The sequence below is a fragment of the Bizionia argentinensis JUB59 genome (assembly GCF_000224335.1).
Lineage (GTDB): Bacteria > Bacteroidota > Bacteroidia > Flavobacteriales > Flavobacteriaceae > Algorimicrobium > Algorimicrobium argentinense.
Window position 1 is genome coordinate 24,711 of sequence record NZ_AFXZ01000044.1, and the last position, 21,976, is coordinate 46,686.

Annotated in this window: 19 protein-coding genes; 16 read left to right on the forward strand and 3 right to left on the reverse strand. The window is 33.2% G+C overall.

Annotated features, from left to right (window positions below; translation table 11 throughout):
• Nucleotides 1-49 precede the first annotated feature (49 nt).
• Genes BZARG_RS11480 through BZARG_RS11490 form a run of 3 tightly spaced genes read left to right on the forward strand, consistent with a single transcriptional unit; the run spans nt 50 to nt 3,875 of the window.
• Nucleotides 50-2,053: a M1 family metallopeptidase gene (locus BZARG_RS11480; RefSeq protein ID WP_008638608.1), complete on the forward strand. Its 2,004-nt coding sequence runs from the start codon at nt 50-52 to the stop codon at nt 2,051-2,053.
• A gap of 2 nt (nt 2,054-2,055) precedes the next feature.
• A complete protein-coding gene (locus tag BZARG_RS11485; protein ID WP_008638602.1) occupies nt 2,056-2,994 on the forward strand; it encodes a patatin-like phospholipase family protein in 939 nt (312 codons plus the stop codon).
• On the forward strand, nt 2,991-3,875 hold the full coding sequence (locus tag BZARG_RS11490) for a patatin-like phospholipase family protein (RefSeq protein WP_008638532.1): 885 nt from the start codon (nt 2,991-2,993) through the stop codon (nt 3,873-3,875). Before BZARG_RS11485 ends, BZARG_RS11490 begins: the two co-directional genes overlap by 4 nt.
• Before the next feature lie 22 nt (nt 3,876-3,897).
• On the opposite strand, the gene BZARG_RS11495 is transcribed toward BZARG_RS11490, so the two are convergent.
• Complete coding sequence (locus BZARG_RS11495) at nt 3,898-4,416, reverse strand: DUF7935 family protein (RefSeq protein ID WP_040288598.1); 519 nt, start codon at nt 4,414-4,416, stop codon at nt 3,898-3,900.
• Between the two features lie 312 nt (nt 4,417-4,728).
• Between BZARG_RS11495 and BZARG_RS11500 the strand changes: the two genes are divergently transcribed.
• The 10 genes from BZARG_RS11500 to BZARG_RS11545 all read left to right on the forward strand — a co-directional run bounded on the left by BZARG_RS11500 (nt 4,729) and on the right by BZARG_RS11545 (nt 14,505).
• The gene (locus BZARG_RS11500; protein WP_050807309.1) at nt 4,729-5,472 is read left to right on the forward strand and encodes a prolipoprotein diacylglyceryl transferase; all 744 of its coding nucleotides are present in this window, start codon (nt 4,729-4,731) and stop codon (nt 5,470-5,472) included.
• Between the two features lie 4 nt (nt 5,473-5,476).
• Nucleotides 5,477-6,151 (forward strand): putative metal-binding motif-containing protein, encoded by a 675-nt coding sequence (locus BZARG_RS11505; RefSeq protein WP_008638538.1) that lies wholly within the window; start codon nt 5,477-5,479, stop codon nt 6,149-6,151.
• Nucleotides 6,152-6,262: 111 nt separating this feature from the next.
• Entirely contained in the window at nt 6,263-7,312 is a 1,050-nt protein-coding gene (locus BZARG_RS11510; protein ID WP_008638583.1) for an LVIVD repeat-containing protein, read from the forward strand.
• Between the two features lie 47 nt (nt 7,313-7,359).
• Complete coding sequence (locus BZARG_RS11515) at nt 7,360-7,800, forward strand: hypothetical protein (protein ID WP_083823849.1); 441 nt, start codon at nt 7,360-7,362, stop codon at nt 7,798-7,800.
• A 9-nt stretch (nt 7,801-7,809) separates the two neighbouring features.
• Nucleotides 7,810-8,499, forward strand: coding sequence for a hypothetical protein (locus tag BZARG_RS11520; RefSeq protein WP_008638587.1), 690 nt, complete (start codon nt 7,810-7,812; stop codon nt 8,497-8,499).
• 13 nt (nt 8,500-8,512) lie between these two features.
• Entirely contained in the window at nt 8,513-9,958 is a 1,446-nt protein-coding gene (locus BZARG_RS11525; protein ID WP_008638560.1) for an LVIVD repeat family protein, read from the forward strand.
• 1 nt (nt 9,959) lies between these two features.
• Nucleotides 9,960-10,406, forward strand: a complete 447-nt coding sequence (locus tag BZARG_RS11530; protein ID WP_008638592.1) for a hypothetical protein — start codon at nt 9,960-9,962, stop codon at nt 10,404-10,406.
• A 10-nt stretch (nt 10,407-10,416) separates the two neighbouring features.
• Complete coding sequence (locus BZARG_RS11535) at nt 10,417-10,734, forward strand: hypothetical protein (RefSeq protein ID WP_008638575.1); 318 nt, start codon at nt 10,417-10,419, stop codon at nt 10,732-10,734.
• A 187-nt stretch (nt 10,735-10,921) separates the two neighbouring features.
• The gene (locus BZARG_RS15325; RefSeq protein ID WP_123766936.1) at nt 10,922-13,768 is read left to right on the forward strand and encodes a sensor histidine kinase; all 2,847 of its coding nucleotides are present in this window, start codon (nt 10,922-10,924) and stop codon (nt 13,766-13,768) included.
• Nucleotides 13,765-14,505 (forward strand): LytR/AlgR family response regulator transcription factor, encoded by a 741-nt coding sequence (locus BZARG_RS11545; RefSeq protein ID WP_008638601.1) that lies wholly within the window; start codon nt 13,765-13,767, stop codon nt 14,503-14,505. The genes BZARG_RS15325 and BZARG_RS11545 overlap by 4 nt, the downstream gene beginning before the upstream one ends.
• On the opposite strand, the gene BZARG_RS11550 is transcribed toward BZARG_RS11545, so the two are convergent.
• Nucleotides 14,498-16,060: an FMN-binding glutamate synthase family protein gene (locus BZARG_RS11550; RefSeq protein WP_008638612.1), complete on the reverse strand. Its 1,563-nt coding sequence runs from the start codon at nt 16,058-16,060 to the stop codon at nt 14,498-14,500. The genes BZARG_RS11545 and BZARG_RS11550 overlap by 8 nt on opposite strands.
• A gap of 61 nt (nt 16,061-16,121) precedes the next feature.
• Here BZARG_RS11550 and BZARG_RS11555 point away from each other — a divergent pair, with 61 nt between their 5' ends.
• From BZARG_RS11555 to BZARG_RS11565, 3 genes are all read left to right on the forward strand, one after another.
• Nucleotides 16,122-17,681 (forward strand): AsmA family protein, encoded by a 1,560-nt coding sequence (locus BZARG_RS11555; RefSeq protein ID WP_008638544.1) that lies wholly within the window; start codon nt 16,122-16,124, stop codon nt 17,679-17,681.
• 101 nt (nt 17,682-17,782) lie between these two features.
• Nucleotides 17,783-20,116, forward strand: coding sequence for an ATP-dependent helicase (locus tag BZARG_RS11560; protein WP_008638540.1), 2,334 nt, complete (start codon nt 17,783-17,785; stop codon nt 20,114-20,116).
• A gap of 153 nt (nt 20,117-20,269) precedes the next feature.
• A complete protein-coding gene (locus BZARG_RS11565; protein WP_008638580.1) occupies nt 20,270-20,890 on the forward strand; it encodes an L-threonylcarbamoyladenylate synthase in 621 nt (206 codons plus the stop codon).
• 92 nt (nt 20,891-20,982) lie between these two features.
• Here the strand turns inward: BZARG_RS11565 and BZARG_RS11570 are convergent, their stop codons facing one another.
• On the reverse strand, nt 20,983-21,822 hold the full coding sequence (locus BZARG_RS11570) for an OmpA/MotB family protein (protein ID WP_040288596.1): 840 nt from the start codon (nt 21,820-21,822) through the stop codon (nt 20,983-20,985).
• Between the last annotated feature and the right edge of the window lie 154 nt (nt 21,823-21,976).

Below are 21,976 nucleotides of genomic sequence, written 5' to 3' on the forward strand. Positions count from 1 at the left end.
TAAAATGCATTTTTTGTATTTTGGAGCAGTCTTTGACCCAAATAACTTTATGAAACTCCTTTTCTTATTCTGTTTTTCTTTCTTTATATCTTTTGTTAGCGCGCAACAGTCGGATTATGTGGATTTTAATAAAATTAAAGCGTTTATTGTTCCTAATGTTTCTACTAAAAGTATCTCCGGACGTGTTACCTGTACTTTTGATATTTTAAAGCAAACAGACTCTATTTTTCTAGATGCTCAAAATATGACGTTTTCAAATGTTTTTCTGAATGGAAAAAAAATTACATATAAAAATGATGGTAAAAGATTGATTTTAATGGCGTCTTTTAATGCTAATGACGCTAATACCTTAACATTTCAATATCAAGCAACACCTAAAAAAGCACTCTACTTTGTAGGTTGGGATTCTGAAGCGCCTAATCAAGTTTGGAGTCAAGGTCAAGGAAAATATACCAGTAATTGGCTGCCGAGTATTGATGATATGAATGATAAAATTGAATTTGATTTATCCATCGATTTTGATTCCAATTATGAAGTTATAGCAAATGGGAAGTTAGTTAACAAAGAGATTCATGATAATAATACGACTTGGAATTTTAATATGAATCAACCTATGGCGAGCTATTTAGTGGCTTTGGCTATTGGGAAATATGATAAAAAAGTAGAAATAGCTAAAAGTGGTATTCCTCTAGAAATGTATTACTATGCTAAAGACTCTTTAAAAATTGAACCAACTTATCGGTATACGAAACAACTATTCGATTTTTTAGAAACCGAAATAGGTGTGCCTTATCCATGGCAGAATTACAAGCAAGTACCGGTTCACGATTTTCTGTATTCTGGTATGGAAAACACGAGTTTAACTATTTTTGCTGATACGTTTGTAATAGATTCTATAGCATTTAATGATAGAAACTATGTGAATGTTAATGCCCATGAGTTGGCGCACCAGTGGTTTGGTAATTTGGTTACGGAAACATCTGGAACGCATCATTGGTTGCAGGAAGGTTTTGCTACTTATTATGCATTATTAGCAGAACAAAACGTTTTTGGCGAAAACTATTATTACGCACGATTATATGAGTATGCACAGGAGTTATTGGAGCAGGATTTGGGTGGAGCAGGAACATCGGTATTAAATCCGAAATCGAGTAGTGCCACTTTTTATAAAAAGGGTGCTTGGGTTTTACATGCGCTGCGAGAAAAAATTGGTGATGTTGCCTTTCAGGCAGCTATAAAAGCATATTTAGAGACGCATCAATTTAAAAATGTAGAAACTATTGATTTTATTCGCGAAGCTGAAAAAGCTTACGGTAATAAGCTCGATACCTTTGTGGCATTATGGATAAAATCAGATACGTTTCCGTATAATAAAGCTTTAGGGAGTTTAGAGAAATCTATGTATATTCAGGAGTTTTTAATGGCAGATTGCCAAGCCAAAAACGCAAAATGCGATTATTATTTATCGGCACCTTTATCCGAAGATGCAAAAGCGAAAATAGTAGCTCAAGTTCCCGAACGTTTAACTGCGGACGTTTTTAGTGATGGTTTAAAAGTGCGTCAGGCTATTGCGCAAAACTTAGCAAAAATTCCAGAATCGCTCAAAACGAATTATGAATCTTTATTAATGGACAAATCTTATCTAACCATTGAAGCTGCCCTGTATAATTTATGGGTTAATTTTCCTGAAAACCGTTCCACTTACTTAAATAAAACAAAAACGATTCAAGGATTAAATGATAAAAATGTTCGTTTACTTTGGCTGGTTTTAGCACTTTCTACACCTGACTATGAGGATGTGAATAAGCAAAAATATTTTGATGAATTGGTGTTATACACGTCAGCTGATTATAATTTTGAAGTTCGGCAAGGCGCGTTTTCGTATTTAAGTTCGTTGAATCTTTTTACAGAGCCAGCCTTGCGTAATTTAATTGCTGCCACCCATCATCATAATTGGCGCTTTAAATCGTTTGCCAAAAACGTATTAGAAGTTTTATCGAATAATGAAAAATACGACGCTATTATTCAGCGTTTAACTTTAAAAAATCAATAAATATGCGAGCATTAGTAATATCAGGAGGAGGAAGTAAAGGTGCGTTTGCAGGCGGTGTAGCGCAATATTTGATTGAGGAGAAAAAGCATGATTATGATTTATTCATAGGTACATCAACAGGGAGTTTATTGGTGTCGCACTTGGCATTAAAAAATGTAGATAAAATAAAAACAATCTACACAAATGTAGATCAGAAAGCTATTTTTAATAGACGTCCGTTTTACATTAAAAAGAAAAAGGGTGTTGAAACTATTAGTATTAATCACTTCAATGTACTTCTTAACTTATTGCGTGGCAGTAACACTTTTGGTGAAAGCTATAATTTAAAAAAGTTGATTCGGAAAACACTATCGGAAAGTGAATTTGAAAAATTAAAAGCTTCGAACAGAGATGTTGTGGTTACGGTTTCTAATTTATCTTTAAATCAAGTAGAATATAAATCCATTAAAGATTTTACATATGATGAATTTTGCGAATGGATTTGGATTTCCTGTAATTACACGCCATTTATGACATTAGTTAAAAAGAATGGATGCGAGTATGCAGATGGTGGTTTAGGTTCCATGGTGCCTATTGAGGAGGCTATTAAGCGCGGTGCCACAACCATTGATGCTGTTATATTGAAAACCGAAGTAACTTCGTTTAATAGAATGCCATCTCTAAATGCCTTTTCTTTATTAACGAACATGTTTGCATTTATGTTGGACAGAATAGAGCGTCAGAATGTTAGAATTGGTAAGTTTGTGGCTACCAATCAAAATGTGATAATTAATTTTTACTATACGCCAACAGTCTTAACAACGAATTCTTTAGTTTTCGATAAGCAAAAAATGACCAAATGGTGGCAAAGTGGTTTTGATTTCGCAAAGTATAAAAATCAAGAAACGAGTCCATTAGGACTGGAAGTAGAAACACCAACACCAACACCAAATCAAGAATGAGAGCATTAGTTATATCCGGCGGCGGCAGTAAAGGTGCCTATGCTGGCGGCGTAGCAAAATATTTAAAGGAAAACGAAGGTCGGACCTACGATATGTATCTGGGAACATCTACTGGCAGTTTATTAATTCCGCATCTCGCGGTTAATAATATTCCGAAGCTCTACGATATGTATACCAACGTGCAGCAACATGATATTTTTAGTGTTAGTCCCTTTATACAACGAAAAAAAGGTGATCGGGAGTATGTGTCTATCGATTTTGTTAATTCACTTTGGCAATTTATTCGTAGAAAACGCACGTTTGGGGAAAGTAAAGCTTTAAAGCGACATATTAAACGCAATTTCACTAAAGAAGAATATGATAAAATTCGAAAGGATGATATTGAAGTGGTTGTAACGGTTTCAAACCTATCTAAAAACTCGGTAGAATATAAGTCGATTAAAGATTATAGCTACGACGAGTTTTGTAATTGGATATGGATTTCCTGTAATTATATTCCATTTATGTCTATAGCAAAAGTAAATGGTTTTGAATATGCTGATGGTGGTTTGGGCTGTGTGGTTCCTATTCGGGAAGCTATAAACCGCGGAGCCACGGAAGTTGATGCTATAATTTTAGAAGCAGAAAATATTGAGCATCAAAAGGTGCTTGGAAAAAACCCGTTTTCATTAATGATTAACTTATTCGGGCACTTATTAAACCAAGTAGAACGTAATGATATTATTATCGGGAAATTAGCAGCAAAGAATAGAGGTGTAAAGCTTAATTTGTACTATACACCGTCAAGCTTAACGGAAAACTCATTAATTTTCAGTAAACGTTTAATGACAAAATGGTGGCAGCAAGGCTATGATTATGCAGAAGAAAGACATCAAAAATAAATTTTAGTTTAATAGGATTAGATTACCACATTTCACCAACTTCTTTTTTTATAAATGATAAAGCGGCATCACTAGGTGGGAGTTTTCCCATCATTTCTGTCAATACCACTTCGCGTAATTTGTTTGCCGTATCAGTTTGTTCTAACAACGTTGCTTTTCTTATTAATTGAATTGTCGCGTTTTTGGCAGCAGTAATAATATTCCAGCACTCATCTGTTACATAAATTTGCTGCGATAAATTGTGCTCAAATTCTTGTTCTATATTTTGAATGAGTAGAGATTCATAATCCTCCTTATTTGCCGAGAGTGGCGTTACGCGAATTAATAATTTGGATGGCGCGATACGTTCAAGAAAAAGTGCCATACGCTCATAAGCTTGTAGCCGGATAGGCATGGCGTTAGCCTGCATGTCTTTATGAAGTAAAAACCGACGACGGCCATCTTCATTTTTAGTGTGTTCTTTAAAAAAATAGAAAGTAACCAGTCCAGTAATAACTGCTGGAATGGTGTACATTAAAAGGTTTATTATCTGTTGTTCCATGGTGCTATTTAAAAGTTGCACAAACATAAGTTGTTTTTTATTACAGCACAAATTATCACTTCGTAGAATGAAAGCGCATTTTTGTTATATGAAAACTTCTGTTCCTTTAATAACAAATTGTAAGCTTTGCATTACAAGCTACTTTGTATGTTCTATTAGTCGGAAACTTGTAAATCGTCATGACAACTTTATGATTGACGATTTTTTTTATTTTGACTAGGGTTTAGGAAGACGATCATACAAGATAATATATAAATGTACCCCGAATTATTTCATTTTTCACTACCCGAATTTCTATCAAACCTTTTTGGTATGCAGGAAATTACTGTATTTTCTTATGCCTTTTTAATCGCATTAGGGTCTTTAATTGCAGCGCTTTACACAAAATGGAGAGCCAAACGAGAATTAGGCGTTAGAAACCTACCAAACTCATTTTTCTATTTTATTTTTATGGCTGGCTTTGTAGGTGGGAAGTTATTTTTCTATTTACAGGATCCTTTATTATATATACAAAATCCAAGTATGCTAACAGATAATTTTTCTGGTGGTTTCGTTTTTTATGGCTCATTTGTGGTCATCATACCATATATAATTTGGTATTTAAAAACACATAAAATTCCCGTATTACCCATGCTAGACATTTTTGCGATAACTACAACTATAGTTCATGCAATAGGTCGCTTAGGTTGTTTTGCTGCCGGTTGCTGTTATGGTTCACCATCAGAAAGTGGTTTTGGCTTGGTGTTTCCCACAACACATAACATATCTGTCCATCCCACACAATTGTATGAAGTAAGCCTGCTCATCGCCATTATGTTATTTCTATTTTTTGTTAAAAGAAAACAACAATTTAAAGGTCAAGTATTTCTTACCTATTTAATGCTGTATGCATTTGGAAGAGGAGTTTTAGAGCTTTTTAGAGGTGACGACCGCGGATTTATTATTGAGAATAGACTCTCACATTCACAATTTATAGGGGTTTGTCTGATTGTGATTGCGGTATATTTCTATTATAAGTTTTACAAGCAAAATAAATTACAAATAATTAATTTTTAAAACTATGAAAAAGCACATGTTTAAAACAATTTTACCAGCCCTGTTATTAGTAGGAGCGGTATTTGTTATTGGTTCAGGCTGCAGTGATGGATTTGAGACTTCCTATTTCGATAATGATGGAGACGGATATGGAAACCCTAATGTTTCTGAAAGATTTACTATAAATGATGCGCCTTCAAACTACGTAGGTAATAGATCAGACTGTGATGACAAAGACGCAGACATTAATCCAGGAGCCACAGAAATTCCCGATAATGAAATAGATGAAAACTGCAACGGACTTTTCGGGATTACTTTTTATAAAGATTATGATAATGATGGTTTTGGAGACCCAAATTCTGGTGCTGTTTATGAAATAAACTTTGGTGATCCTGCTCCAGACGGCATGGTGTATAATAATGCTGATTGCAATGATAGAAGTGATATGATAAACCCGTTAGCTGATGAAATTGTTGGGAATGGTATAGATGATAACTGTAATGGCGAAATAGATATTGATGATATAAAATATATTGATGCCGATGGAGATGGCTATGGTTCTCAAGTGCAATCGCCAGCTGATGGGGTTTTTAATTCTTTAGATTGTGATGATACCAATAGCGCTATTCATCCGTATGCTATAGATTTTAAAAACGGTATTGATGATGATTGTGATGGCATAACTGATGAAAAAATATAAAAAATCATCAAATTAAAAATAAATATGTAATTCTAGGGTAACAATTTTCAGCTTATTGGATATAAGGATGACAAACATGTCAAACAAAAAAATATCTTAAAACAAATGATTATGAAAACAGCCCAGAAAATTCAAATTCCAATATTTTTCACACTAGTGTTTTCATTACTATTTAGCTGTAGTGACAATAGCTCTTCTGATCCTTCAGGAAGTACAACCACACCACAGTATGCTTATATAACTGATGGGAATGACTTAAAAATTATTGATGTGGCTGTACCGACCGCACCAACATTTGTAAGTAGCCTAGCAGTTAATACATCATATTTTGTAAGTGTATCTCCAAATGTTGCCTATGTAGCGCAATATGATGCTACCGCTCCTTATTTAAGTTTAATAGATTTAAGTAATGCTAATGCACCAGTAGTTTCACAAACGGTTCCTAAAAATAGTGGACTTGTTTTTAGGTTATTAAGCGATATGTATACGATTAATAATATTGGTTATTTAACGGACACCTATGGCGGCTTTTACGTTATAGATTTAGCTAATTCCAACTTTAATTTACAAGTTAATTTAGGCGCAGACGCTATGAGTTTAACAAAAATTCAAAATGAACTATTCGTTATTGATCAAGCAAGTGGTTTACATTCTTATAACGTTAGCACACCAGGAAATCCGGTACTAACTGGAACATCAAATACTTCAGATATTGATGCTGCTTCTTACGCCGATTCACCTTTTGGTCAATACCATAGTTGGGTTGAAACAGATGGCACCTATCTATATGTGGCAAATACAATTGATAAAAAAATAAAGCAATTTGATGCGGCTACTTTAACGTTGGTAAACGAAGTTTTAATAAATGGTTACCCTACGGCGTTTGCCCTTCATGATGGTCACGCTTTTGTAACGATGAAAGCTAGTAGCAACGCGCCTTTACAAGCAAGTTATGATGGTGTTAAAATGTACGATTTAGCAACTTTATCATTGGTGGATATGAAACCCTTAAACCAAGCCAGCGGTATTGCCTTAAATAATAATCAAGCCTATGTAACCGATGCTGATGGATTGCATATTTATGATGTTAGCGGAAATAATTTTCTTTTACAGGCAACTTTAGCTGCTGGATTTGGAAACTTTATAGCGCTCGGTCAATAAATAAATAAATAAATAAATAAATAAATAAATTTTTAAAAATGAAAACTATGAAAACTTTAAAAACAACAATGAAAACTCTAATACTACTAGCTTTTACACTCGTACTTTTTAATTGCGATAATGATGATGATGCAGCACCAAATATAGACGTATGTAATTATCAAGGCTTTACTTTTTTAGATACCAATGACAATACTCAAACATTAATTCCTGATTCGGAATTAACCACTGATTTTTTCCACACATCGTCCAATGGACCCGAAGTTGAAATTTATGATACAGCTAACCCTGGAGATTTCTGGTTTGTTACAGAAGTCGTTGATGCAAATGCATCTGGAGTTGGCCGTTTAAGTATTGGCGGTACCATTCACAATGTTAACGTTACTTGTCAACGCACTGGAAGTGCTGTTAATGAAGAAATGCGCTTTGACGTAACTGCTAACGGTCTTGAAGCTGAATTTTGTGTAAAAATTAATGAATACCATTAAAAACAACTCATGAAAAAAATAAAAACACTTTTAATACTATTAGCAATAACAGCTTATAGTTGTGATAGTAACGATGATGCTGTTACGCCTGATCCTGTAGATCCAACAATTACTCAAGATGGATTTACATATCATCAAGACAATACGAACCCTACTTTTTATGAAACCTCCAATGCTTACATAGAGATTGATATCGACGATAATGATGCCTATCCAAGTGTTCCAGATTATTACACATTCTTTTTTTTAAACGGAAGAATGTATGACAACGATACAAACATAAATGGTACCACCGATGAGGTTTTACTATCGGTAAATACAACACAATTTGTTGCCCTTAGTATTGAGGTTTCCGTTAACTCTAGTTTAAATACTGGGCTTCCGCCATCGGCGGGAAATACATATATAGCTTCTGCTAACGATTCTAATGTAGTTATAGACTTACAAGTAGATTCATCTATACCACAAACATTTCTAAATGTAGGCGGTTCTAATATAGAATTTGGAGAAGGGAATGAGCAAAATAGTACGGTATTTCAACCAGCTTCAATGGGCCATTCTGTTACTATAAACGCTATGAATTTAGATACCGTAAACCCTACAAATAGCACGATAGATGTAGATTACACGTTTGTAAACGCTGCAGGTGAATTAATTTCAGGACATTATCAAGGTACTTTAGGCGTAATTGAAGATTAATAATATATAAAATATGAAAAATATACAAATAGTATTATTTCTAATTATTGCAACCTTTCTTGGCTGTAGTAATCAAAATGGAGAGGGTTCTTATCCAGATAATCCTTGTGAAGTAGGGGAGCAAGGTATGTATTTAAACGAAACCAATGGGACAAATGATCTTAATTTACATTTTGATAATTCTCTAGTAGTTGTTCAATATGTAACAGGACATCCAGATGGTGATTATTATCATATGTATAGTGTGCAATCTACACCAACAATGGATTTTTACACTTTTGCTATCCAACCGGGCGATACTTCTACTTTAGATCAAAATTTCAATAGTACGGCTGGAAGTTATTTAGTAATGGACGGCACACCTTATCCTCAAAATAACAATGTTGTAACAAATACCATTATTGGTGGATCACAAGTTGGCGATGCGGTTAAAATCGAATTTTCAGGGGATTATATTCCTGGAGCTCCTTTCGATCCCACTAAAATGAGCGGAGAGATGTGTGTAACTATAGATGAGGTTGTTAGTTATAATGAGTTTGTTTATATTACAGATGGTGCAAACCTTAAAGTTGTAAATGTTACAAATCCTTTATCTCCTTCTTTAGCGACAAACGTAAGTTTACCTTCAAGTCATTATGTTAAAGTTATCAACAAGAGTGTTGCTATAGTAGGACAAACAGATGCTACAGAACCTTATTTAAACACCATAAATATAACTAATCCTGAAAGTAGTTATGTAGCGGCTACAACATCAAAAAGTACCTCCAATACTATTTTAACAGAGGCTATTAAGTTAGATAATAAAGTGGTGTTAACAGACCAACATTCTAGAAATAAATTGTTTGTAACGGCTTCTAATGATATGGAAGAAATTGGTGACGCTCATGGTGGTTTTTGTGTTACAAACATGAATAACGATTATTTAGTTTTATTAGACGGTTTAGGCGCGTCCGCTTATAAGATTGGTTATAATTTTAATCTTACATTTCCTTTTTTACCAAGCAACGTTTCTGTTCTTTGGACATCTTTAGTAGGAAATAGGTTTGATAGAATTGAAAATGATGGGCAGTATGCTTATTTAGCAAACGTGGAAGGTCAAAAACTTGTAAAGTTAGAAGTCAATGCTTCAGCTATTAATCAATTAAGCGTGTTAAATATTGGCGGGCATCCATCTGCTTTAGAAATCTATAATAATTATGCATTTATAACGATGTCTCCAACCTTAACAGCGCCATATAATGCCGGTTTTGATGGTATTAAAATGATTGATTTAAACACCATGCAGGTTATTGATAGTGTTGTGCTAACGAACGCAAGTGGTATAGTTGTTAAAGGAATTTACGCCTATGTAACCGATGGAAACGGTTTGCACATTTATGATATTAGTGCAGGAAATTTGGATTTAATATCAACATTCAACCAAGGATATGGTAATTATATATCCCTTTTAAACTATTAAGATGAAAAACATATACTTTTTAATTATTTTACTTTGCACAGTTACATCATGCAACAATGATGATGATGTTAACAACGATGCAACTAATGAAACGCAATGTAACTATCAAGGTTTTTCATATCTCGATAATGCAAATAACGATCAAACGGTAATTCCGGAAAGCGAACTGAATACGCAGTATTTTCCAAATGCAAGTAACGGGCCGTATGGTGAACCAGGAATAGAAATTGCATCATACACAAGTTCGCCATCCTTGTTTTTTACAACGAACGTTATAGAATTAAATGAAACGGGAACAGGAAGACTTACATTGGACGGAGGAGACGAAATTATAGTAAATGTCATGTGTCAACGCGCAGGAACAGCTGTTGGAGATGAGGTAAGATTAGATGTTACTTATGGCGGTGTGGAAGTTGAGTTTTGCGTAATTATAGACGAGGTTTTATAAATAATTTAATATGAAAATAAAATTAAGATATTTCGTTATTTTTATTAGTTTACTTGTTTTCAATTGTAAAAACGAAAGCAATAAACAAGGTGTAAATAGCAATATCGAGCTTGAAGAGATCGAACACCTAAGTGAAGTCGAAAAAACTAAAATCGTTTCATATTATCTTATTAACGGAAGACAATTACGCGAAAAAGATTTTCATGAGATCATTTTTTTAAATGATATTTCAGATTCTGTAAAAGTCATTCACTATGAAGGAAAAGACGCTTTTTTTAGTTTTAAATTTTCTAAAGCATTAAATTTTTATAATGCTAATAAAAAATAAAAATTCTACTTTAGAGGACAAGAATGGCAATTGTTAAAAACTTAATTTAAATAGAATATCAAAACTATTACTTTTGTAATGAATCTTTAAAATCAATCTATTGCAAAATATAAAACGCTATATCATATTCTTAACTAATTTGATCTGGCGTTTTTTTTTGGGTTTAACTGTAAAACCAGAAATAACAGTGAAACATAAGTCACCGCTATTTTTTGTTATTTTTATATGCTCTGTTGCTTTCTCGCAACAATATATCAATTACTCCACAAAAGACGGTTTGCCTAGTAACCATGTGTATAAAATAGCGCAAGATGTGAAAGGCTTTTTATGGTTTGCTACGGACAAAGGTTTGGTAAAGTACAATGGTAATACCATGAAAACCTTTACTACCAAAGATGGTTTAGCTGTTAATGATGTCTGGGACATGTACCCAACACCAGATGGTAAATTGTGGTATCTATCCAAAGCTTCTAAACTAGGTTATATTGAAAATGACAGTGTTTTTGCTTTTGAAAGTGAACAGAAAGGGGAGGTTTTTAATCCAATTTTTACCAGCCAGATAGGGAATGACATTTTATTAACCAGCTCTTTAAGATTTCATGTTTTTAAAGATAATATTTGGAAGACTCTTGAAAACTATCCAATTAAAGGTACGGTTCCGCATAGCTACATCCAGCACCATTCTGTATCAAACTTTAAAACAACAGCAAAATACGACTCCATAACGGTGCTTGATATTAATAATAAGCCCGTTAAAACTTTTGATTTTACTGATAGATTAGATAAAATTCACAAAAGGGGCCAAATTACCGACAGCTTATTTTTTTGGGTAGACACTAAAAAATATGCAATTTTAAACCTAAATACGCTGCAACTACATAAACGAAATTTTAGTGATGAAATAGGACTAGCTGAAGTTAAGCATGCGCGGATTAATTTAGTGAATAATGAGTTGCAGATTTCTGGAGAAGGATTTATTGGTGTCTTGGATTCAGACTTTAATATTTCTAAAACCTTCTACATTCCAGAGTATTTTGAGGCGCATTTTGGTTTTATTGATAGTTCTGGCGCTATTTGGTTAACTACTTTTACAAATGGCATATATTATTTGCCAATAGAAAAGCAAAATGTCACCTATTGCCTCCCTTCCCAGAAAATAACCAGTATCAGCAACGTTAATAATAAAATTATTGCTAATGTTTTTAATAAAGGATTCTATAAGTATAATGATTCTACCAGCACATTTTCGCCCTTTATAAATGAGGATGAATATGTTTACGGTTCAACTTATATTGAAGCACTGCAAACAGAATACTACCTATCTGTTTCAAATATTACGGCTTTTAAAAATAATAAAGCAAAGTATTTTAGTTTTTTAGATCGAAAATTTTCTGTCAACGATAAAGCACGTCAATTAGTGTTCTTTAATAATGATTTGTACGGGGCTTATTCATTAGGTATTAATAAAATAAACGCATCCAACTTTGAAATTGAAGCGCATTATCAGCAAAGTGCTATCAACCAATTATTCATTTTTAATAATCACTTTCTTGTCGCAACAACCAATGGATTAATGTATTTTAAAGATGAAAAATTTAATACTATTGCTTTTAATAAGCAACCTTTTAATAAACCTGTTTTAAGTATAGCAAAACTTTCTAATTCTGAAATTTTAATAAATACCGATGGTTTCGGAGCCTATGTCTCAAATTTAGAGACCATTGAGTTACTGCCAGACTCGGATTTTTTAATAGTAAACAAAGCTTTCATTGAAGGAAATACCATCTGGCTGGCAACCGAGTCTGGTATTGTAAAATATACAAAGCTCGATGAAAAATATACCTTGCAAATGTATATTACCATTAATAATGGTTTGCCCTCTAACAACATTACAGATGTTTTTATTCAGGGAAATAAGCTCATAGCGGGCACAAATAATGGAATAGCCATTTTACCTAAAAATCAGAATGTTTCTACGCAGTTATTGGATATTTACATAGAAGACGCTTTTTACAATAGTGAACCTATTGTTAGTAGTAATTCGGCATTTAAATATGAAAGTAACAATAATATAAACATAAAAATTTCGAGTATTGACTTTTCTGAAAATAGAAAGGATGTTTCTTATAATTATAAACTGGAACCGATTCAGAAAGAATGGATCAGTTCTACTACTATTAATTTAAATTTCAATAATCTTCAACCAGAAACCTATAACTTACTCATAGAGGCTAACGGTATTAAAAAACAATTAGTGTTTGTAATAGAGCCACTATGGTGGCAAAAATTATGGTTTAAAGGCTTAGCTATACTATTAGCTATTTATATTGTGGCTTTAATATCTCGTTATTTCGTTAAACGCTCACAACTTAAAAAAAATCAGAAAATATTTGAAGACCAACGTTTATCGGAACTTCAGCTAAAAGCGTTACGGTCTCAAATGAATCCGCATTTTGTTTTCAATTCCTTGTCGGCTATTCAATATTATATTGGTGAAAATAACTTTGCAACCTCTGAATTGTATCTCGTAAAATTTTCTAAACTGATCCGCCAATTTTTCGAGCTTTCAAAAGAAAACGAAATATCATTGGAGAGAGAAGTGGAGCTACTTAAAAACTATTTAGAAATTGAAAAATTGCGATTTAAAGAAAAACTAAACTTTGTAATTCAAGTAGAACCAGACATGGATTTAAAAACTACTGAAATCCCCACTATGTTGTTGCAACCTATAGTTGAAAATGCCGTAAATCATGGTGTTTTTAATAAAATGGAAAATGGATTGATAACAATAAACTTCAAATATATAGATGAACAGACTTTTATGGTTGAAGTAATTGATGATGGTGTGGGCTTTGTAAATACTAAAAAGCGAGTAACAGGAAAAGTGAAGTCATCAAATGTTTTAAAAGATAGATTGCATTTTTTAAATCAATCCAATAAGTGGGAAATAGGTTATAAGAATCAAGAATTACATCCAGAGAAACCAGACAAAGGCAATAAATCTGTATTTTTAATTAAGAAAAATCTAAAATGAAAAATATAACCGCCATTTTGGTAGACGATGAGGATTCAAACTTAAAAGGTTTACAGAAAAAGATTCAAAGTTTATTTCCGGAAATTCAGATTTTAGGTGCTTATCAGAAACCGGAAGACGCTATTTCTGCATTGGAAAAAGAAGCTGTAAACATATTGTTTCTAGATATTCAAATGCCCAGAATAAATGGTTTCGAATTACTTTCAAAACTAAAATGCATTAATTTCCAAGTCATTTTTGTAACTGCTTACAGTGAATATGCAATTGAAGCTTTTAAAAAATCGGCCATCGATTATGTTTTAAAACCAATAGATAATAACGATTTAGTTATTGCAGTAAATAAAGCATTGGATGTTGTTAAGTTAAAACATGAAAGTGCTAGTAATTTAAAGTTAGTAAATCTTTTAGAAGCGAGTATTTCAAAAAACAATAAAATTATTATCCCAACGCAAAAGGGGATTTCTTTTATACCTCAAGATGAGGTTTTTCATTTGGAGGGGTATGAAGGTTATACCAAAATACATGTAATTACTGGTGAGACCATAATAAGCTCCTACAATTTAGGGAAGTTTGAAAAGCTATTGAGTTCTAAATTTTTTAAATGCCATAAATCGCATATTATTAATCTAGAAAAAGTAAGACATTTTGAAAATGAAGGCTATGTTGTTTTAGATAATGACTACCGTGTACCCATATCTAAAACAAACAAAAAAGCCTTTCTTAACTTATTTAATTAGGTTTAAACCCACCTAAATATTTACAATCTTTTAAATCTTGAACACTTGTAAATGGAACAACAGTTTTATTATACATATAGGTGCGATCCAATTCTTTTGTTAAATTTTGATCATCAACATTTACCGCAACATCGTTCATTTTAAACTGACACGGATGCTCGTAACCTGAAGCATGCGTAATTTCAATAAACTCTTTTCTAAAAGTTTTAAAATATTGCGCTAATCTAACTGATTTTAAAGTTGGATCTAAACCGCTTTGTAACCATTTACTTTGTGTTGCCACGCCACTAGGACAGCGATTAGTATGGCAAATTTGTGCTTGTATACAACCAATACTCATCATAGCTTCACGAGCAACATTTAAACAATCGGCACCCATAGCAAAAGCCATCGCAGCTTTAGCAGGAAAGCCTAATTTTCCACTTCCAATAAAAACGATGCGCTCTGTTAGGTTTCTATTTTTAAACACTTTGTACAAATCGCTAAATCCAAATACCCAAGGCAATGAAACGTGATCAGCAAAACTCGGGGGTGCAGCACCTGTACCGCCTTCACCACCATCCACAGTAATAAAATCCGGGCCTTTTCCAGTTTTAACCATAATATCGGCTAATTCTTCCCACTGCTCCATTTTTCCAATGGCTGCTTTAATACCAACAGGTAAGCCGGTTTTTTCTGCTATCTGTTCAATAAGTATCATTAATTCAGGTACATTTGAAAATGCCGAATGATTTGGAGGAGACAATACGTCTTTACCTAAAGGTACGTGTCTAATATCGGATATTTCTTGGGTAATTTTTGCTGCTGGTAACACACCACCTTTTCCTGGTTTTGCACCTTGAGATAATTTAATTTCAATAGCACGAACAAATGGATTTTTATTAACTAAATCTATAAGTTTTTCCATCGAAAACGTGCCGTCTTCTCCTCGAATACCAAAATAGCCAGTTCCAAAATGAAAAATAACGTCGCCACCATGTGAATGATATGGTGATAAACCTCCTTCACCAGTATTGTGATAAGCATCCGCCATTTTAACACCTTTATTTAAGGACTCTACCGCTCGTGCTGATAAGGAACCAAAACTCATGGCACTGACATTAATTACAGAAGCTGGTCTATATGGTTTTCTTCTGTTATTATATAGTCCCATAACTTTAGCACAAGGCAAAAATGTTGGATCTATAGTGTTCGGATGATTTTCTGCAATTTTGTAAGGCATCATAGCATTATTAATAAAAATATGCTGATGTGCGTAAATATCACGATCGGTACCGAAACCTTCATAGTTGTTTTGCGACTTTGCCGATGCGTAAATCCAACTGCGCTCAATACGGTTAAAAGGTAATTCTTCGCGGTTATTGGCCACTAAATACTGCCGCAATTCTGGGCCAATTTTTTCTAACATATACCTAAAGTGACCAACGATAGGAAAGTTATGACTAATAGTATGGCGTCTTTGAAAAAAAACATCACGAATAGCAACCAAAACAAGAGCAATAAGTATCCACATCCACCAAGATATTTCACCTAAAAATTCGAGAAAAGTATTCATATAATTTATTTTTATGTAAAGATATTTAAAAATTACTTGAAATTTTGGATATCTTTATTAAATGGGGAAATCTAAAAAGTTTTGGCTAAAAATTGCTGCGGGAATTATTGTTAGTTTTGTTGTACTGCTGTTTGCTTTTCAGTGGATTATGAAAAGTAAGCTAGAAGATTATATTGAAAATGAGCTTCCAGACACGTTAATTGTTACGTATTCCGATTTAAGCTTGAATATTTTTTCTGGTAGTTTAGAGGTAAATAAAATAGAATTGTCAAAAATTGGCGAAACTACGAAAGAAACGCTAGCAACTTTGAAACTCGATCAATTACGGGTTAAAAATGTGGGCTATTGGAATTATTTAGTCAATAATACTATTCGTGTTTCAAATATTCAATTGGACAATCCTGATGTTTTATATAATCATAATGCTAAAATTCAAAAAGCGGCTTATAAACCTGATTCCAATAAATCGTTTGATAAAATTATTAAAGTTGATGGTTTCAAAATAAATAATGGAAATATCAAAATTATGGATGTGGAAGCTGACTCATTAATGTTGCAGGTTGAAAATACAAATTTTTCTTTGAAAGATATTCGTTTTGATAAAAATACAAGCGAACAGAAAATTCCGATATCCTATACCGATTTAAACTTAATTTTTGATACGCTTTTTTTTAGAATGGGCGATTATGAAGACCTTACTTTAGGCAAATCAGAAATAAAGAATCAGCAAATTAATTTCCAAGAATTGACTTTAAAAACGAAGTATTCAAAACAAGAATTATCGCGCATTATTTCTGTAGAGCGCGATCATTATAATGTTAAAATAAAATCAGTGAAATTAGAAGATTTTGAATACGGTTTTCGACAAGATTCTATTTTTCAATTTAAAACTCCGAAGGTGACGTTTGCCGAACCTAATGCGAAAATATACCGCGATAAATTGGTAACAGATGATGAAAGTATTAAACCTTTGTATAGTAAAATGCTGCGTGAATTAAATTTTGATTTATCCATAGATGAATTAATAATTGCAGATGCCAACATTAGCTATTCTGAAAAAGTAAAAGCCGATCGTCAAGCTGGCACGGTTAACTTTAATGATTTTCAAGCCACGATAAAGAATGTAAGTAATACTTATATGTCACCAACCAAAACAACGTTGGATATTAATACGCAGTTTATGAATCATGCGCCACTACATGCTAGTTGGGAGTTTGATGTGAATGACGTAACCGATTTGTTTTTATTTAAAGCAGAAATAGACTTATTAGAAGCATCTTATTTAAATAAATTTCTGGTTCCCAATTTAAATGTTCGTTTAGAGGGAGAATTAGATAAAACGTACTTAACTATAGGTGGTACTGATGATTTATCTCGAATTGATTTTAAAATTAAATATCAGGCTTTTGATGTGATTATCTTGAGAGAGGATGGTAAAGAGGATAATAAGTTCCTTTCTAGTATTGCCAATATTTTTGTTTCTAAAGATAGTAATAAAAACAATTCTCAGTTTATAGAAGTCTCCAAAGAGGGTATTGAAAGAAGCAAAAATCAATCAGTTTTTAATTATATCTGGATCAATACGCGTGCTGGCTTATTAAAAGCAATGACTTTTGAATAGGATGGTTTAACTACCACTTTAAATTGTTTATAATTATTCGCAATTCTGGCTGCATAAGCGGCTAACAATGGCTAATTTTACACTTTTAAAATCGTTATAGTTTGGAGAAGTATTTAAGTCAGTTAAATGAAGCGCAACTCGCGCCAACGTTACAGAAAGATGGGCCGATGATTGTTATTGCAGGCGCTGGTTCTGGAAAAACACGTGTGCTAACGTATCGTATTGCGTATTTAATGAATCAAGGTGTTGATGCTTTTAATATTTTATCATTAACATTTACCAACAAAGCAGCACGCGAAATGAAAGAGCGTATTGCTACAATTGTTGGAGATAGTGAAGCGAAAAACTTATGGATGGGAACCTTTCACTCGGTTTTTGCCAAGATTTTGCGTTTTGAAGCTGATAAATTGGGATACCCCAGTAACTTTACTATATATGACACTCAAGATTCCGATCGATTAATCGCTTCGATTATCAAGGAAATGAATTTAGATAAGGAGATTTATAAAACCAAACAGGTTCGTTCTCGAATTTCCTCTTACAAAAACAGCTTGATTACGGTTAAAGCTTATTTTCAGAATCCAGAATTAATGGAAGCTGATAAAATGGCAAGACGCCCGCGATTGGGTGATATTTATAAAAATTATGTAGATCGCTGTTTTAAAGCTGGTGTTATGGATTTTGATGATTTATTATTGAAAACCAACGAACTTTTAACGCGTTTCCCAGAGGTGCTCGCCAAATATCAAGATAAATTCCGCTATATTTTGGTGGATGAGTATCAGGATACCAACCATTCACAGTATTTAATTGTTCGTGCTTTATCGGATAGATTTCAAAATATCTGCGTGGTAGGGGATGATGCTCAAAGTATTTATGCCTTCCGTGGTGCAAATATTAATAATATTCTAAACTTCCAGAAGGACTATGACGATGTAAAGCTATTTCGATTAGAGCAGAATTACCGTTCTACAAAGAATATAGTTAATGCTGCCAACTCCATAATCGAAAAAAACGAAACTAAATTAGATAAAATTGTTTGGACAGCTAATGACGAAGGTCCTAAAATAAAAGTTAATCGTTCTTTAACTGATAGTGATGAAGGTCGTTTTGTTGCCAGTTCTATTTTGGATAATAAAATGCAAAATCAATTACTAAATAGTGATTTTGCCGTTTTATACCGCACCAATGCACAATCGCGTTCTATTGAAGATGCTTTGAGAAAACGTGGAATTCCCTACCAGATTTATGGTGGACTATCGTTTTATCAGCGTAAAGAAATTAAAGATGTTTTATCTTATTTACGCTTAATAATTAATCCCGCTGACGAGGAAGCTTTAAAGCGTGTAATTAATTACCCCGCTCGTGGTATTGGTCAAACAACTATGGATAGGCTGGTAGTTTCAGCCAATGGTTACGGTAAAACTATTTTTGAAGTTCTTCAAAACATCGATAAAGTAGATATTAATGTTAATTCTGGAGCACGTAATAAATTACGAGATTTCACCACGCTAATTGAAAGTTTCCAAGTCATGAACCAAAATGCTAATGCTTTCGAATTGGCAGATCATGTGGCCAAAGCTAGTGGAATGATTCGCGAGTTGAATAAAGACAGTACGCCAGAAGGTGTTGCTAAATTAGAGAATATTGAAGAGCTTTTAAACGGTATAAAAGATTTCGTTGAAGGTCAGAAGGAAATTGTAGATGCTACTGCATCCTTAGCCGAGTTTTTAGAAGATGTGGCTTTAGCTACAGATTTAGATGCCGATAAAGGTGATGCCGATCACGTAGCTTTAATGACCATTCACTTAGCTAAAGGGTTGGAGTTTCCGTATGTGTATATTGTAGGTTTGGAAGAGGATTTATTTCCGTCGGCAATGAGTATGGGAACCCGGAGCGAACTAGAGGAGGAGCGTCGTTTATTTTATGTGGCATTAACACGTGCAGAAAAACAAGCGTATTTAACCTATGCCTTGTCGCGATACCGTTGGGGAAAACTGATAGATTCTGATCCAAGTCGTTTTATTGAAGAAATTGACGAGAAGTATTTGGATATTTTAACCCCGGCTGAAGAGCGTCGTTTTAATCCAATGTTAGATTCTGATATTTTTGGCGATCCTGAACCCAATAAAGTTCGATTTAAAAAACCAGTACAACCGACATTTAAGAAAAAAGGTCCACCTGTTTCAAAAGTGGAGAAAAAGCAATTACCGACTTCAAAAAACTTAAAACCTGTTAGTAAAACTGGTGGAAATACAAACTTGTTTGATGGTAAATTAGTTGTTGGAAATATGGTAGAGCATTTACGTTTTGGTAAAGGTGAAGTTTTAACAATTGAAGGTGCTGGAGCCGATGTGAAAGCGGAAATTAAATTTCACAATGGTGGTGTTAAAAAACTTTTATTGCGCTTTGCGAAATTAGAGATTATTGGGTAGTTTTTTTAATTCGAATAATTTTCTGACGATTTTTCTGAAAGTTTTGCTGCTCTAGTAATTTATTTGGTTTTACCGAGACTCAATTGTGATACTGTATTATAAAGTTAGAATTGTGTATTTTTGCTTAAGTTAACGATATTTTTAAATAATAGTATGGCAGAGTTTATAAGGATTTATGAGGAAAACCCTAATCCGAAAGAGATTAAACGGGTTGTTGATGTTTTAAAAAGAGGCGGGTTAATTATTTATCCAACCGATACAGTTTATGGTTTAGGTTGCGATATTACCAATGTTAAAGCTTTAGAGAAGATAGCTCGGATTAAAGGTGTGAAGCTGGAAAAATCCAACTTTTCATTTATTTGTCACGATTTAAGTAATTTAAGTGACTATGTAAAACAAATTGATTCTGCGACATTTAAGATATTAAAACGAGCTTTACCCGGACCTTATACGTTTATTTTACCGGGAGCGAAATCATTACCTTCAGTTTTCAAAAAGAAAAAAACAGTCGGAATCCGTGTGCCGAGCAACAATATTGCATTAGAAATTGTAAAACAATTAGGGAATCCAATAATCTCCACATCTATTCGTGATGATGACTCGGTATTAGAATATACCACAGATCCTGAATTAATCCTTGAGAAGTGGAATAACCTAGTCGATTTAGTTATCGATGCTGGTTATGGTGATAATGTAGCATCAACGGTTATTGATCTATCTGAAGAAACGCCTATTATCGTCCGTGAAGGAAAAGGTAGTTTAGAAATTTTTTAAGGCTAAAAATAAACAATTATTTCTATTAATTTTAAGACATAAAAAAGCTCAATCGTTAAGATTGAGCTTTTTAATTTAATATGCTTAAACGATTATTTACCGTCAGCTTCAAGGTTTTTCATTTCCTTGTCAATCATATCGTAGAATTCGTCAATTTTTGGTAAAATAACAATTCTTGTACGTCTGTTTTTTGATCTGTTATCTGCAGTATCATTATCAACTAAAGGTTGGTATTCACCACGACCAGCAGCGATAAGTTGTTTAGACGATACGCCTAAATCTTCTAATACACGAACAACAGAAGTTGCACGCTTAACACTTAAATCCCAGTTGTCAATTAATGGTGGCTTGTTATAAGGTACAGGATCTGTATGAGCTTCCACCATACATTCAAATGTTGGCTTACTATTAACAACAATAGCAACTTTACCTAAAACTTCTTTAGCTCTAGTTGTAACATTGTAGCTACCACTTTGGAATAATAGTTTATCAGCAATAGAGATGAATACAACACCTTTTTCAACATTTACTTCAATGTCAGGATCGTTCATGCCTACTTCTTTCTTCAAACTGGTAACAAGTGCTAACATAACACTGTCTTTTTTACTAACAGCATCTTGCAAACGTGTAATTCTTAAATCTTTTTCCTTTAAGCTTTCTAATGTTTTTTCAACATTGCTAGCTCCTTTAGAAGTTAACATTGTTAATGATTCATTACTTGATATAAGGTTGTCGTTAGTTCTTCTTAAATCAGCAACTCGATCTTCTAAACCTTGTGCTTTAGATAAGCAGGAGTTTAACTTTATCGTTGCGGTATTTAATAAGTCTTGTGTTTCCTTTTGCTTAGATTCAAGAGCTGCATATTCTTTTTTAGAAACGCAAGATCCCAAGATAAACATGGCGGAAATACTTAATAAAATTAGTTTTTTCATAATATTAAATGTGATTTTAAGATGTTATTTATTAACATACCAAAATTATAGAAAAGATTAGTTCATTCGGTAATGATTAACAAAAATTTTAACAAATTTATAAACAATTCGTTTTCAGAAAAGTAACGTTTAAATTCAACTATTTTTAACTGTA